The following is a 13,760-nucleotide window of genomic DNA, read 5'->3' on the forward strand; positions in this document are numbered from 1 at the left end:
AGTTCAACCATCAGAACCTGAACACTTCCATGTCCGTACGGATCGGCAAGGCCATAGGAATCTTGTCCTTTTCCTTCTCGACCTTCTTGGTCGCCGCCGGAGCGGACTTGCGCGGGACTTCTGCAATGGGAGTCTGGTTGGCCAAGGGCTTGAGCGCCGTGGACAGTTGTTCGGCCAGGCGCTGCAGCAGCACGCCCTGAGCCTGGACCTGCGCAGCGGTACCGCCGGCATGTTGCTCTTGCAGATGAACGATACGGTTCTCGCGAACCTTACCGCGACGGTCAATCAGCCGCCATTGGGCGTCCAGCACTGCCGGTTGCGATGCGCCCGAATCCAGGCGGGTAATCGACAGCAACACCTGAACATCCGGGGTAAAGCCCTGGTTGGCCGGCGCCAGTACCACACGCTGGCTGTCCAGGTGCCCGGCGACCTGACGCAGCAACAACTGGTCAATGTCCGAGGACAGGCTACCGGCCCAACGGCCATCGGTGGCGGCCTGCAGGCTGCCGTCCGGTTGGCGTTGCAATAGGGTTTCGCGTTGCAGGTAATCGGCAATCAATACCGGGCCCAGTAATACCGCCATACCTGCGCTTTGCGCAGGCTGGGCCGGGTTTCCGCTGTCGAGTTGATACAGCGATACTGGCTGATTGACGCTGCAGCCCGCCAGGCCAAGCAGGCCGGCGAGCCACAAAATAGGAAGGCGCAGAGCAGTCATCGTCCCGTCCAGGTGGCGGCCACAAGGCTTACCACAGTGAAAAAATACTCGGTCAATATGAAGAACGCTCGGCCACGCCGGCGCTTGAAAGGGCCTATCATCCGTGAATATGCGCTCCGACTCCAGCGCGAAAGCGTCGATCTGCGGCTTTTAATCGCAGACCGAGCGCTCTAGCACGCTTAATTGAGGTTTTCGACGAGCAGTGCATCGACCCGTTGAAACCCTCTCGGAAGCTTGTTGCCCCGCCGACCGCGTTCACCTTTGTAGTGTTCAAGATCGTCCGCCTTCAACGAAAGCGTACGCTTTCCAGCCTGCAGCACAAGCGTGGCGCCTTCCGGTAACACTGCAATATCCGTGACATATTCCTCACGACTTGCCACCCGTTCGCCGGAAATACCGATGATCTTGTTGCCCTTACCTTTACCCAACTGCGGCAAGTCACTGATTTTGAAGACCAGCAATCGTCCTTCGGTCGTCACCGAAGCCAGCCAGTTGTTCTCGCGATCGGATACAGGTCGCGGCGCTATGACCTTGGCGTTGTTTGGCAAGCTCAACAACGCCTTGCCCGCCTTGTTCTTGGCTTGCAGGTCCTCACCCTTGACGACAAACCCGTAGCCGGCGTCCGACGCAATAACGTACAGCCCGTCATCATCAGGCATCAGCACGCATTCAAAAGTTGCACCCGGTGGTGGAGTTAATCGACCGGTCAGTGGCTCGCCCTGGCCGCGAGCCGATGGCAGGGTATGCGCCGGCACCGAATAACTGCGCCCAGTGGAATCGACGAACACCGCAAATTGGTTGGAACGCCCGGCCGCCAGGGCCTTGAAACCATCCCCAGCCTTGTAGGAAAGCCCCGTCGCGTCAATATCATGACCTTTGGCGGAGCGCACCCAACCTTTTTCTGACAGCACGACAGTCACTTTCTCGTTCGGCAACAGATCATGTTCGCTCAGCGCCTTGGCTTCGGCGCGCTCGACGATGGGCGAACGACGGTCGTCGCCGTAGGTTTCAGCATCCTTGAGCAGTTCGGTGCGCACCAGTTTTTTGAGCTTGGCTTCGCTGCCCAACAAAGCTTGCAGCTTGGCCTGCTCCTTGAGCAATTCATCCTGCTCGGCCCGCAGCTTCATTTCCTCCAGTCGCGCCAACTGCCGCAGACGGGTATCGAGGATGTAATCGGCCTGGGTTTCGCTCAAGTCAAAACGCGCAATCAGGCTGGCCTTGGGGTGCTCCTCGGTACGGATGATGTGGATCACTTCATCCAGGTTGAGGTAGGCAATCAGCAAACCGTCCAACAGGTGCAGGCGACGCTCGACCTTGTCCAGGCGAAATTGCAGGCGCCGACGCACGGTCCTTACGCGAAACTCCAGCCATTCCACCAGCAGTGCCCGCAGGTTTTTCAGCTGCGGCTTGCCGTCCAGGCCGATGATATTGATGTTGACCCTGTAGCTGGACTCAAGATCGGTACTGGCGAACAGGTGCTGCATCAGCGCGTCATGATCAACCCGGTTGTTGACCGGAATGATCACGATCCGGCAGGGGTTTTCATGGTCGGACTCATCGCGCAGGTCAGCGACTTGCGGTGCTTTTGACGGTTTTGCCTGCATCATCGCGGCGATTTGCTCCAACACCTTCGCCCCGGAAACCTGATGTGGCAATGCGGTCACGATGATATCGCCGTCTTCGATGTGGTACACCGCGCGCATACGCACCGAACCGCGACCGGTTTCGTAGATCTTCAGCAGGTCGGCGCGCGGGGTGATGATTTCCGCTTCGGTCGGGTAGTCCGGCCCCTGGATGTGCTCGCAGAGCTGTTCCACCGTGGCTTTGGGCTCGTCCAGCAGACGCACGCATGCCGTGGCCACTTCCCGCAGGTTGTGGGGCGGCACATCGGTGGCCATGCCGACGGCGATGCCGGTGGTGCCATTGAGCAGGATGTTCGGCAAACGTGCCGGCAATACCAAGGGTTCATCGAGGGTGCCGTCGAAGTTCGGCCCCCAGTCCGCGGTGCCCTGGCCCAACTCGCTGAGCAGCACTTCGGAATAACGCGACAACCGCGCCTCGGTGTAACGCATGGCGGCGAAAGACTTGGGATCGTCCGGCGCCCCCCAGTTACCCTGCCCGTCAACCAGGGTGTAGCGGTAGCTGAACGGCTGGGCCATCAGCACCATGGCCTCGTAGCACGCCGAGTCGCCGTGGGGGTGGAACTTGCCGAGCACGTCACCGACGGTACGCGCCGACTTCTTGTGCTTGGAATCAGCGTCCAGCCCCAGCTCACTCATGGCGTAGATGATCCGCCGTTGAACCGGTTTAAGGCCATCGCCGATGTGCGGCAAGGCACGGTCCATGATCACGTACATGGAGTAGTTGAGGTAGGCACTTTCGGTGAAGTCAGCCAGCGATCGGCGTTCTACGCCGTCCAAGCTGTCTGCAAGAATGTCGCTCATGCGGGCCTCATCAGTTCGTTGTCTGGCGCAGCAGCATGGTGCCGCCGCGCTGGGTAAATTCAAGTTTGTTCAGGGCGCTCATGCCCAGCAGCACTTGCGTGCCGCCCAGGCCTGGCGCCACCAGGGCACGGACATCGCGCAACACGATGTCACCCAATTGCAGCCGGTCGATGCGGGTGCGATAACCCTCGCTCAAACCGTTGGCGGTACTCAACGTCACGCCGAAACCTTTTTCCAGCTTGAGGCGCGCTGCCAGCTCTTGCGGGATCGCCACGTCCGTAGCGCCGGTGTCGAGCATGAAGTCCACCGGCTGGCCATTGATCTGACCGCTGGCGACAAAATGCCCCTGTTTATTGCTGACCAGCTTCACCTCGATAAAACCTTCACCCTTTTGCGAATACACCTCGGTATTGGGGTTTTGCGCACGCTGCTCCCACTGGGCAAAAAACCGCGTTGCCAGGAACAGTGCCGCGCACCAGGCCAGTATCATCAGCACCCGGCCAGCGCGCTTGCCCGGTGGCTGTGGGCTCATGGCTTGGCACTCCAGCCACCGTCCGGCGCGGCAAAGCGCCAGATGATCGGCCGCTGTTCGCCGTCGGCCCGTGCGCCGTCGTTGTTATCCAGGCCAATCCAGGCGCCCTCGGCATCCACCACCAGCGCTTCGGCCAGGCCATAGTTCTGTGAATAACGACGGTTTTCCTGCAACGCCTCGGCGGCGAACGACCAGCAACGCTCTACCTGAGCGCTTTGCGCGTCACGCCGGCAGATCTGATAAGCGTTGCGCTCCAGGGTAAACAGCTTGCCGTCGAACAGTGACAGATCCGCGAAGTCCCGTGATACCGCCTGGGCATTGAGGAACTGCGCCGGCTGCATCTGCTTCCCCGCTTCACTCAGCAACACGCAGTTGCCATCACACTCCCACACCGCTTGCTGACGCTTGATCAGCACCACGCCGCGACGCTCACGCTCAACCCCCAGCCATAGCTGATCGCCGGCCGGATTGATCGCCAAGCCTTCAAACAAAGCATTGAAATGCAGCAACATGCCGCTGGCCCGCGCCTGACGAATCATCGCTGGTGCGATTTTCAACCAGGACGCGGCGCCCGTCGGCGGCACCTGCAACACCGCCGCATGAGATTCACTGACCACGTAGCGATTGCCGGCGCTGTCACAGCTGATGCCTTCGAAGTCCAGCTCACCACCGCGCAGGAACGACGCCGCCCAGGTCCGCGATCTCAAACCCCACGGTAAACCGCTGTCCGGCACCCGCGGCACCTCAATCTCCACCGCTTCTGCCTGCCAGACCGGCGCATCAGAGGACTTGAGGCGGTAGATCCGATCATCGTCGCGATCCGATACCGTCCACATTTCCCCGCCGCACACGGCCAGACCGGACAAATTACCGCCACGCAAGTCTTCGACGGCATGCTCGGACAGCAACTTCAATTGCGGTGCAGGACCTGCGACCACCGCCCCCGCCCACAGCAACAACGCCAGGGCGAAACCGTTGCGCATCAGGCCAGCACCTCGGCCAGATCCCCTTTGGACTCGAGCCAGGACTTGCGATCGCCGGCGCGTTTCTTCGCCAGCAACATGTCCATCATTTCCGAAGTCGCCTCGAAGTCATCCAGGGTCAACTGCACCAAGCGGCGCGTGTTGGGGTCCATGGTGGTTTCGCGCAGTTGCGGCGGGTTCATCTCGCCAAGGCCTTTGAATCGGGTGACCTGCGGTTTGCCGCGTTTCTTTTCGGCCACCAAACGATCAAGAATGCCATCGCGCTCAGCCTCGTCCAGGGCGTAGTAAATCTCTTTGCCCAAGTCGATGCGATACAGCGGCGGCATCGCGACGTAGACGTGACCGGCGTCCACCAGCGGGCGGAAATGCTGGACGAACAAGGCGCACAACAATGTGGCGATGTGCAGACCGTCGGAGTCGGCGTCGGCGAGGATGCAGATCTTGCCGTAACGCAATTGGCTCATGTCCGCGGCGCCCGGATCGACCCCGATGGCCACGGCAATGTTATGCACTTCCTGGCTGGCCAGCACTTCGCTGCCGTCCACTTCCCAGGTGTTGAGAATCTTGCCGCGCAACGGCAGGATCGCCTGGAACTCTTTATCCCGCGCCTGCTTGGCCGAACCGCCGGCGGAATCACCTTCGACCAGGAACAGCTCGGAACGCATCGGATCCTGCCCGGCGCAGTCAGCGAGCTTGCCGGGCAATGCTGGCCCCTGGGTGATGCGCTTGCGCTCGACCTTCTTGCTGGCCTTGAGACGACGCCCGGCGTTGTTGATCGCCAGCTCCGCCAGGGCCAGGCCGGTTTCCGGGTTGGCGTTGAGCCACAGGCTGAACGCGTCCTTGACCACCCCGGAGACAAACGCCGCCGCTTCGCGGGACGACAGCCGCTCCTTGGTCTGGCCGGAAAATTGCGGCTCCTGCATTTTCATCGACAGCACAAAGGCGATGCGCTCCCAGACGTCTTCGGGTGCCAGCTTCACGCCACGGGGCAACAGGTTGCGGAACTCGCAGAACTCGCGCATGGCGTCGAGCAAACCCTGGCGCAAACCATTGACGTGGGTGCCGCCCTGAGCGGTGGGGATCAGGTTGACGTAGCTCTCCTGAACGCTTTCGCCCCCTTCGGGCAACCACAACAGCGCCCAGTCCACCGCTTCCTTGTTACCGGCCAAACTGCCGCAGAACGGCTCATCAGGCAGGCGTTCGAAACCGTTGACCGCGTCCACCAGGTAAGAACGCAGGCCGTCTTCGTAATGCCATTCGACTTTCTCGCCGGTGGCCTTGTCCTCGAAACTGACCAGCAGCCCCGGACACAACACGGCCTTGGCCTTGAGCACATGCTTGAGGCGGCTGACGGAGAATTTCGGCGAATCGAAATACTTGGGGTCCGGCGCAAAATACACGCTGGTCCCGGTGTTGCGCTTGCCGACGGTGCCGACCACTTCCAGTTCGGTGGCCTTGTAGCCGTCGGCGAAGGTCATCTGGTACTCGTTGCCGTCACGCTTGACCCGCACGCGGACCAGGGTCGACAAGGCGTTGACCACGGAAATACCCACCCCGTGCAGACCGCCGGAGAACTGGTAGTTCTTGTTTGAAAACTTGCCGCCCGCGTGGAGCTTGGTGAGGATCAACTCGACGCCCGACACGCCTTCTTCAGCGTGAATATCCACCGGCATACCGCGGCCGTCGTCGCTGACTTCCAGCGAGTGGTCGGCGTGCAGGATCACCTGCACCGAACGGGCGTGCCCGGCCAAGGCTTCATCGACGCTGTTGTCGATGACTTCCTGGGCAAGGTGGTTCGGCCGACTGGTGTCGGTGTACATGCCGGGGCGCTTGCGCACCGGGTCGAGGCCCGAGAGGACTTCGATGGCGTCTGCGTTATAAGAGCTAGCGCTGGGAGTGGCCATGGGGTCTCGTCGTCAGTGTTCAATGAAAAAGGGGCGATGGCTCACAGCGACGTGAAGTCGATCGCCTGGTACAAATCGGCGCCAATGCCGGCAAAACTCAGCAGCGCCGGCAACTGTTGTGCAAACCCTTGGAAACTGTGATCGCCACCGGCCTGGATGCGCAAGGCACAGGCACGGTAATACTGCTGGGCGTGGCGATAATCCAGCGTTTCGTCCCCGGTTTGCAACCATACCTGATACCGCTGCGGATCCTGGGGCGCCGGCACTTCCAGTTCGGCCAGGGCCGTGACGTGGTCGTGGGTCAACTCCCAGGCTTCGTCGGTGTACAAATTCTTCTGCGTGCCCAGGTAGCCGTCGAACATCCGATGCGGGCTGACGGCAGGGTTGATCAACAGGGCCTTGAGGCCGTGGCGCTCGGCCAAGTGAGTCGCATAGTAGCCGCCGAGCGAGCTGCCGACCAGCAGCGGGCGCCCCAGTTCTGTAATCGCCTGTTCCAGCTGACCGATGGCTTGGCGGGGGTGGTGATGCAAGGCGGGCACCTGCAACTGGTCGCTCAGGCCCAGGCGTGCCATTACCTCGATCAACTGACTGGCCTTGGTCGACGCTGGGGCGCTGTTGAAGCCATGGATATAAAGGATCGAACCCGACATTGCCGACTCCCTGGGTGTTGGGCAAAGGCCGGAGTTTACAGGGAGATTGCGGTGATTGGGGGGGATTTGCCCGTGTTGTCGCCTCCTATGACCCGTCGATCAATGCACCTGTGGGAGTACAGCTTGCTCGCGAGGCGGCCTTATAGCCGACCTGTTTCTCACGGTTGTACTTCGATCAAACTGTGGGAGCGAGCCTGCTCGCGATGGCGGTCTGATTGAGTACATATCCATTGCTGCGGTAACGGCCGCTTATGGTTCCGCTCTTACAGCGGCTCACTTTTGAAGCGCAAAAGTAAGCAAAACGCTTTTGCCCCACCACTCGGTGCCTCGCCTAGGCTCGGCATGCCCGAACGAAGGCATTGCTCCGTGGGCCCGCCGCGAAGGGCCATCCATGGCCCAGCGCGGCTATCCCGGCATCCATGCCGGGATGCCCACTCCACAATGCCTGCGTTCGGCCAGCGTGGTTAACGGGGCGCCGAGATCAACGTCCACCGCGAGGCGGCCTGAGAGCCGACCTTGTTCTTGATGGGGACCGCGCTTCTCTTGTGGGAGCGGGCTTGCTCGCGAATGCGTCGGGTCAGCCAACATCAATGTTGATGACACACCATTTTCGCGAGCAGGCTCGCTCCCACAGAGGATTTGTGGTGAATGCGACCTGAGAACAACTCCGAAAAATGTGGGAGCGAGCCTGCTCGCGATGGCGGTGGAACAGCTTGCATCAGCGCTGGATGTCCCGCCGTCTTCGCAAGCCCGCTCCCACAGCTGGATTGAAGTACAGCCACTAGAGACAGGTCGGCGATAAGTGCTCCCCACAATGCTTGCGCTTGACGTTAGCGCGGATCGACGATGTCCAACGCCCGGTTCGCCAACAATTCACTGAGTTCGATCATCTGCTGGACTCCCAGGGCGAAATGCCGACGCGAGCCTTCCAGATCGAAGGTCAGGTCGCCGAGCATGGCGTTGGCGGAGGCCAGGGTTTCGCTGAGGTTGACCAGGAGGGTTTCGGTGTCGGCGCTCTCCGCGACGGAGAACAGTTGGCTTGAGGGTTGTTTCTTTTTGGCTTGAGGTTTGGGGTCGAGATAATGGTCGATGGCGCGCTTGGCGGCTTCATCGAGCATTGGGGGAATCTGGCTGGCTTCGGGAGAAATGGAATCGTTTTTTGTCGGCCCAGAGTTATCTTCAGACATGTTGGCGCTCCACTAGGATTAAAATAACGCCCTTTTTCTTTCGGGTTTCCAGGCCCGGCCACTGAATTTGCAGCGACGGGAGAAGGTTAGCGACACCCTTCCCACCCGGCAACCGCCAGAAATCGTCGGAAAAATCTGCTTGCGTCAGGACGATTGTCCGACCATTCCCACAATCCTGGTCGGCTGTCAGGCCGCCATCGCGAGCAGGCTCGCTCCCACACTGGTTTCGGTCGTTTATAAGATCAGTGCCCACCGCCAATCTTGTGGGAGCAAAGCTTGCTCGCGATAGCGGTGGGTCTGCTGCATCGATGCTGAATGTACCGCCGCCTTCGCGAGCAAGCCCGCTCCCACAATTGGATGGGAGTACACCCGCAACAGCTAGGTCGGCTATAAGGCCGCCTCGCGAGCAAGCTTTGCTCCCACAGGCCCAGCTCAAACAAATCTGATGGGTGTACCCCCCAAGAGCCAGGCCGGCTGTCAGGCCGCCTCGCGGTGGACGTTGATCTTGGGCGCCCCGTTAACCACGCTGGCCGAACGCAGGTATTGCGTAGTGGGCAACCCGGCATGGATGCCGGGTTAGCCGCGCTGGGCCATGGATGGCCCTTCGCGGCGGGCCCACGGAGCAATGCCGGAGTGAGGGCACACCGAGCCTAGGCGAGGTGCCGAGTGGTGGGGCAAAAGCGTTTTGCTTACTTTCGCCTGGGCCGGCTTCCGGATTTTCAAAAGTGAGCCGCCGTCAGGGCGGAACCCTAAGCGGCCGTTACCGCAGCAATGGATATGTACCCGATCAACAAAATCCTACCCGGCTATCTGGCCGCCATCGCGAGCAGGCTCGCTCCCACAGTTGGATTGGAGTACATCCGCAAGAGCAGGTCGGCTATAAGGCCGCCTCGCGAGCAAGCTTTGCTCCCACAGGTCCTGCTCAAACAGGTCTGAGGGGTATACGCCAGGGAGAGACAGGCCGGCTATCAGACCGCCTCGTCTTCAATACCCGTTGGAGCCATAGTCAGGGGTAAACGCAAACCCAACCACCCGCTCAACCCCCGTCTCCAACCGCCCATCCGGCCAAAGCCGCAACCACCGATACCCCGGCGCCTGCGAGCCCACCGCAAAATCCTCACTCCCTGGCTCAAACTGAATACAGGTCGAAGGCGAAGCCAACAAACGAACCCCCTCACGCACCTGATCAATCTCCTGATGCACATGCCCCCACAGAACAGCACGCACCTGAGGAAACCGATCCAGCACCGCAAACAACGCCTCAGGATTACGCAACCCGATCGGCTCCATCCACACACACCCGATCGAAACAGGATGATGATGCAGGCACACCAAGTGATGCCGCTGCGGCGCCTCACTCAAAGCATTGGCCAACAGAATCAGTTGTTCCTCTGCCAAAAAACCCGGCACCGAACCTGGCACGGCAGAATCGAGCATCGTCACCCGCCAATTGCCAATGTCCACCACCGGATCGAGCAACGTACTCTTGACCGCCGCCTCAAGCATCACCTGAGGCTCATCATGGTTACCGGGAATCCAACGCGCCGGCGCGTCAATTCGCGCACTCAGTTGCCGAAACGCCTCGTAGGACTGTAGCGTACCGTCCTGGGACAAATCCCCAGTGGCAAGCATCAGGTCAATGTTTGGCTGCTGTCTGAGCACCAGTTCAATAACCGCCCGCAGGCTGTCGCGGGTGTTCATGCCCAGCAACGAGGCATCGGCCTCGGCAAACAGGTGACTGTCGGACAGTTGGACCAGCAGCGCCGCATCGGCGGTGGTCAAGGTGGGTACGCTCGGCAAATCGCTCTCTCCCAGGCGCAGTCACGCCATTGGATGAAGCCGCAATTATGCTGGTGATGATCGAAAGGGGAAACCCGCGAACCGGAACCGGTTCACAACCAGCGCCCAGTATTTGACTGGCAACTACCGAACGACCTCGAATTCGTGACCCAGCGCCAGGCAATGACTCAGCCATTCACCCAAGAACAGGTTCAACTGGGCCTTTTCATCCGGCTGGTGCATTGACGCATTGGGATAAGGATAGATACCGCGAAAGCGTCGCGCATGTTCGGCGCTCACGACTTCGGCCATGCGCGCATCGTGATAGACCTGCACTTCCAACTGCGGCACCGGCAGCCACGGCAAGCTGTGCTCCTGGCGCACTTGCAGCGTGGTGGTGTACGGACAGGTCTGCAGCACTTCAAGGGCCAGCACACCGAGCATCTGGTCGCCATGGGTCACGGCAATGCGCCGGGGCGCAGGGTCGTTGCGCATGTCCGGCAACAAGCGCATCAGGCGGGCGTAGTTGGCCTCGCAGGCGGCCTGCAACCCCACCAGATCGACGCGATAACGGTCGCGCAGCTTGCTTAAGACCATAGCCCCCTCACTTCATCGCGATTCAAGGCCAGCCATTGCAAGGCAATGATGCTGGCCGCGTTGCAGATCTGCCCGTCGCGCACTGCTTGCAAGGCATCTTCGAAAGCCCAGACCTTCACACGAATGTCTTCGGCCTCTTCCACAAGCCCATGCAGGCCACCGGCCCCCGCACTGTCGCAACGCCCCAGGTAAAGATGCACAAATTCATTGCTGCCGCCCGGCGATGGGAAATATTGGGTCATCGGCCAGAGCGCAGCGAAGACAAGCCCAGCTTCCTCCTGCGCTTCGCGATGAGCAACTTCTTCCGGTTGCTCGTCCTTGTCGATCAGGCCGGCCACCAGTTCCACCAGCCAGGGGTTGCTCGTCTTGCCAATGGCGCCGACGCGAAACTGCTCGATCAGCACCACCTCATCGCGGCGGGGATCGTAGGGCAGCACGCACACCGCGTCATGGCGCACGAACAGTTCACGGCTGATTTCACGGCTCATGCCACCGGCAAACAACTCGTGGCGCAGGTGGACGCGATCGAGTTTGTAGAAACCCTGGAAGCAGCTTTCGCGCTTGACGATGTCCACGGCGCTCGGTGTGGCATTGGCGAAATCGGTCATGACAGTCCTCGTTTGCAGCGGATCGATGCGAGGTTCCAGCCTCGGCTTCGCGCCATCCTAACGCGCCCGTACCGTTTGATGCAGCCCCTTTCCAGTCATCGGGATAGACGGCTATCCTCAAAGCCACTCTAATGAGCTTAGTGGCGAACTGATTGCCCTGCCGACAGTCGAAGCGGGTAACTTTTCGCCTTTCCCTGTTTCATGAAGGACGCCCATGTCGCTTTTCAAAACCCTTTGCGTGGCTGCTATTGCCCTGACCCTGGGCGCTTGCCAAAGCCTGTTCCAACCCAACTACCGCACCCCGCTGGAAACCACCCGCGATGCCTCGGAACAACTGCAACCAGGATGCGCCAGCGCCGACTGCCCATTGGTGAACATCGACACCCTGCGTTTTCCCGCCGAGCCGGCCCTGGACGGCATTATCGAAAAGCGCCTGCTGCAATTGACCCGAACGACTCCCGACGCCCCAGTGGCGCCAACGCTGGCCGCCTACCGCGAGCAGTTTTTGCGCAGCGCCGCGCCGCGCAACAGCAGTTACTTGCAAGCCAAGGTACGGGAGCAGCATGACGGCTTGGTGATCATCGAATTGTCCAGTTACCTGGACACTGGCGGGGCGCACGGTACGCCGGGGCGCGGTTTCATCAACTATTCGCGCCAGCAGCACAAGGTATTGACGCTGTCGGACATGCTGCTGCCGGGACAGGAAGAGGCGTTCTGGAAAGCCGTACAGGTCGCCCACAACACCTGGCTGATCAGCACCAAACTGGATCAGGAACCGGAGTTCGTGAAGCAGTGGCCGTTCCAGAAAACCCCGAATGTGGCGCTGACCTACGGCGGCGTGATCCTCAAGTACCAAGTGAGCACCATCGCGCCATACGCCTTGGGCCACATCGAACTGAAGATCGCTTACCCCCGCCTCAATGGCATCCTCAAGCCCGAGCTGTTTCCTGGCCGAGGCTGAAGGCCCGGCCCAGTATCAGTTGCAGCAACCCTGCCAGGACCAGCGACGGCAGGGTGGCACCGATGTCGGGGTAGAAGTTGGCCAGCAGGTGATAGGTGCTCACCCCGCCCAGCCAGGCTAACAATGCCGGCCAGCATAACGCCGCTGACACGACCCGGCTGCCGCGCTTGCGCAGGATGAAGTGGTCCACCAGTACCACACCGAACAGCGGCGCGAACACCGAGCCGATCAGCAGCAGGAAATTCTGATACTGCGCCAACGGTGCGAAGCAGGCGATCAAGCTGCAGATGACGCCAATCGCCAAGGCCAGGTGCTCGACTTTCAACCCCGTCAGCATGCCGCTGGACACCGCCGCCGAGTGAATGTCGGCAAAGGCATTTTCCGATTCGTCCAGCAAAATCAGCAACAGCGGGATGCCCAATCCGGCGCCGGCCAGGGCCAGCAGCAGCGCGTTGACTTCACCGCTCGGCGCGAACGCCAGGGTGTAGGCCACGCCCAGGCTCATCAGCCAGAAATTACCGATGAAGAACCCCAGCGCGGTGCCGCCGAAGACATTTTTTGCGCGTTTGCCGAAGCGTGAGTAGTCGGCAATCAGTGGTAACCAGGACAGCGGCATGGCGATCGCAATGTCGAAACCGACGGCAAACGGCATCGAACCATCTCCCGCCCGCGCCCACAACGCCGCTAGATCAGCCTTGGCGAACAGGTTCCAGGTCAGCCAGACGCACGCCGCCAGCAACAGCCAGATGCCCCACTTGCGCAGGACCTTACGCACGAATGTCAGCGGCCCGCTCACCGCCAGCAGGGTCGCCAGTGCGCCGAAAAACAACGTCCACAGCAGCGGGTTCGACCCCAGGCCGCCCTCGCTGAAGGCACGGGCGCCGAGCAGGCTGGCGGCGTCACGCATAACGATGATTTCGAATGAGCCCCAACCGATCAACTGCAGCAGGTTCAACACCGCCGGCACGCTCGCGCCCTTGCCACCGAGGCTGAGCTTGAGCGCAGCCATGGCCGACAGACCGGTGTCGCTGCCGATCACCCCGACGGCCGCCAGCAGCAGGACGCCCACCAGCGTGCCGAGGAAAATCGCCAGCAACGAACCGTTCAAGCCCAGGCCAGGCGCGAGCAGGGCGCCAACCTGCAAGACCATCAGGCCGATGCCGAGGGAGAACCACAGGGAAAACAGATCGCGGGCGCCGAAGACGCGTTTGTCGGTGGGGATTGCGATGTCGGGGGAGTAGGTATTCAAGAGAATTCATCTCAATAAAAGGGTTGCAAGCTTCAAGCTGCAAGCTTCAAGAAAAAGCAGATCGCGCTTTTGCTTCTAACTTGCAGCTTGCCGCTTGGAGCTTGCCGCTTAAAAAGGGTTACAAGCTTCAAGCTGCAAGCTTCAAGAAAAA

Annotated in this window: 12 protein-coding genes; 1 reads left to right on the forward strand and 11 read right to left on the reverse strand. The window is 60.7% G+C overall.

Annotated elements, in window-relative coordinates; translation table 11 throughout:
- Nucleotides 1–10 precede the first annotated feature (10 nt).
- The 10 genes from MA884_RS04730 to MA884_RS04775 all read right to left on the reverse strand — a co-directional run bounded on the left by MA884_RS04730 (nt 11) and on the right by MA884_RS04775 (nt 11,399).
- A complete protein-coding gene (locus MA884_RS04730) occupies nt 11–715 on the reverse strand; it encodes a membrane integrity-associated transporter subunit PqiC (RefSeq protein WP_256229287.1) in 705 nt (234 codons plus the stop codon).
- 179 nt (nt 716–894) lie between these two features.
- Entirely contained in the window at nt 895–3,159 is a 2,265-nt protein-coding gene (gene parC, locus MA884_RS04735) for a DNA topoisomerase IV subunit A (RefSeq protein ID WP_256229288.1), read from the reverse strand.
- A gap of 10 nt (nt 3,160–3,169) precedes the next feature.
- Nucleotides 3,170–3,691 carry a TIGR02281 family clan AA aspartic protease gene (locus MA884_RS04740; protein WP_256229289.1) on the reverse strand — a complete coding sequence of 174 codons (522 nt, stop codon included), beginning with the start codon at nt 3,689–3,691 and terminating at the stop codon, nt 3,170–3,172.
- Nucleotides 3,688–4,674 carry an esterase-like activity of phytase family protein gene (locus MA884_RS04745; protein WP_256229290.1) on the reverse strand — a complete coding sequence of 329 codons (987 nt, stop codon included), beginning with the start codon at nt 4,672–4,674 and terminating at the stop codon, nt 3,688–3,690. The genes MA884_RS04740 and MA884_RS04745 overlap by 4 nt, the downstream gene beginning before the upstream one ends.
- Nucleotides 4,674–6,578 (reverse strand): DNA topoisomerase IV subunit B, encoded by a 1,905-nt coding sequence (parE, locus tag MA884_RS04750; RefSeq protein ID WP_256229292.1) that lies wholly within the window; start codon nt 6,576–6,578, stop codon nt 4,674–4,676. The genes MA884_RS04745 and parE overlap by 1 nt, the downstream gene beginning before the upstream one ends.
- Before the next feature lie 41 nt (nt 6,579–6,619).
- Entirely contained in the window at nt 6,620–7,228 is a 609-nt protein-coding gene (locus MA884_RS04755; protein ID WP_256229293.1) for a YqiA/YcfP family alpha/beta fold hydrolase, read from the reverse strand.
- An 830-nt stretch (nt 7,229–8,058) separates the two neighbouring features.
- Nucleotides 8,059–8,415 (reverse strand): DUF6124 family protein, encoded by a 357-nt coding sequence (locus MA884_RS04760; RefSeq protein ID WP_256229294.1) that lies wholly within the window; start codon nt 8,413–8,415, stop codon nt 8,059–8,061.
- Nucleotides 8,416–9,399: 984 nt separating this feature from the next.
- A complete protein-coding gene (gene cpdA / locus MA884_RS04765; RefSeq protein WP_256229295.1) occupies nt 9,400–10,215 on the reverse strand; it encodes a 3',5'-cyclic-AMP phosphodiesterase in 816 nt (271 codons plus the stop codon).
- A 123-nt stretch (nt 10,216–10,338) separates the two neighbouring features.
- Nucleotides 10,339–10,791: a DUF1249 domain-containing protein gene (locus MA884_RS04770; RefSeq protein WP_024781420.1), complete on the reverse strand. Its 453-nt coding sequence runs from the start codon at nt 10,789–10,791 to the stop codon at nt 10,339–10,341.
- Nucleotides 10,782–11,399, reverse strand: a complete 618-nt coding sequence (locus tag MA884_RS04775; protein ID WP_256229296.1) for an NUDIX domain-containing protein — start codon at nt 11,397–11,399, stop codon at nt 10,782–10,784. The genes MA884_RS04770 and MA884_RS04775 overlap by 10 nt, the downstream gene beginning before the upstream one ends.
- Before the next feature lie 214 nt (nt 11,400–11,613).
- Between MA884_RS04775 and MA884_RS04780 the strand changes: the two genes are divergently transcribed.
- Nucleotides 11,614–12,360, forward strand: a complete 747-nt coding sequence (locus tag MA884_RS04780) for a DUF3298 domain-containing protein (RefSeq protein WP_256229297.1) — start codon at nt 11,614–11,616, stop codon at nt 12,358–12,360.
- Here MA884_RS04780 and cytX read toward each other — a convergent pair.
- Nucleotides 12,329–13,609, reverse strand: a complete 1,281-nt coding sequence (cytX, locus tag MA884_RS04785; protein ID WP_256229299.1) for a putative hydroxymethylpyrimidine transporter CytX — start codon at nt 13,607–13,609, stop codon at nt 12,329–12,331. The genes MA884_RS04780 and cytX overlap by 32 nt on opposite strands.
- Nucleotides 13,610–13,760 lie beyond the last annotated feature (151 nt).

It is taken from the genome of Pseudomonas sp. Q11 (genome assembly GCF_024494355.1).
Lineage (GTDB): Bacteria > Pseudomonadota > Gammaproteobacteria > Pseudomonadales > Pseudomonadaceae > Aquipseudomonas > Aquipseudomonas hefeiensis.

What these genes read in the sequence shown, in the direction of transcription:
- parE (WP_256229292.1), bottom strand. Translation starts at nt 6,578, where the DNA reads ATGGCCACTCCCAGCGCTAGCTCTTATAACGCAGACGCCATCGAAGTC.
- MA884_RS04730 (WP_256229287.1), bottom strand. Translation starts at nt 715, where the DNA reads ATGACTGCTCTGCGCCTTCCTATTTTGTGGCTCGCCGGCCTGCTTGGC.
- MA884_RS04770 (WP_024781420.1), bottom strand. Translation starts at nt 10,791, where the DNA reads ATGGTCTTAAGCAAGCTGCGCGACCGTTATCGCGTCGATCTGGTGGGG.
- MA884_RS04755 (WP_256229293.1), bottom strand. Translation starts at nt 7,228, where the DNA reads ATGTCGGGTTCGATCCTTTATATCCATGGCTTCAACAGCGCCCCAGCG.
- MA884_RS04775 (WP_256229296.1), bottom strand. Translation starts at nt 11,399, where the DNA reads ATGACCGATTTCGCCAATGCCACACCGAGCGCCGTGGACATCGTCAAG.
- parC (WP_256229288.1), bottom strand. Translation starts at nt 3,159, where the DNA reads ATGAGCGACATTCTTGCAGACAGCTTGGACGGCGTAGAACGCCGATCG.
- MA884_RS04745 (WP_256229290.1), bottom strand. Translation starts at nt 4,674, where the DNA reads ATGCGCAACGGTTTCGCCCTGGCGTTGTTGCTGTGGGCGGGGGCGGTG.
- MA884_RS04740 (WP_256229289.1), bottom strand. Translation starts at nt 3,691, where the DNA reads ATGAGCCCACAGCCACCGGGCAAGCGCGCTGGCCGGGTGCTGATGATA.
- MA884_RS04780 (WP_256229297.1), top strand. Translation starts at nt 11,614, where the DNA reads ATGTCGCTTTTCAAAACCCTTTGCGTGGCTGCTATTGCCCTGACCCTG.
- MA884_RS04760 (WP_256229294.1), bottom strand. Translation starts at nt 8,415, where the DNA reads ATGTCTGAAGATAACTCTGGGCCGACAAAAAACGATTCCATTTCTCCC.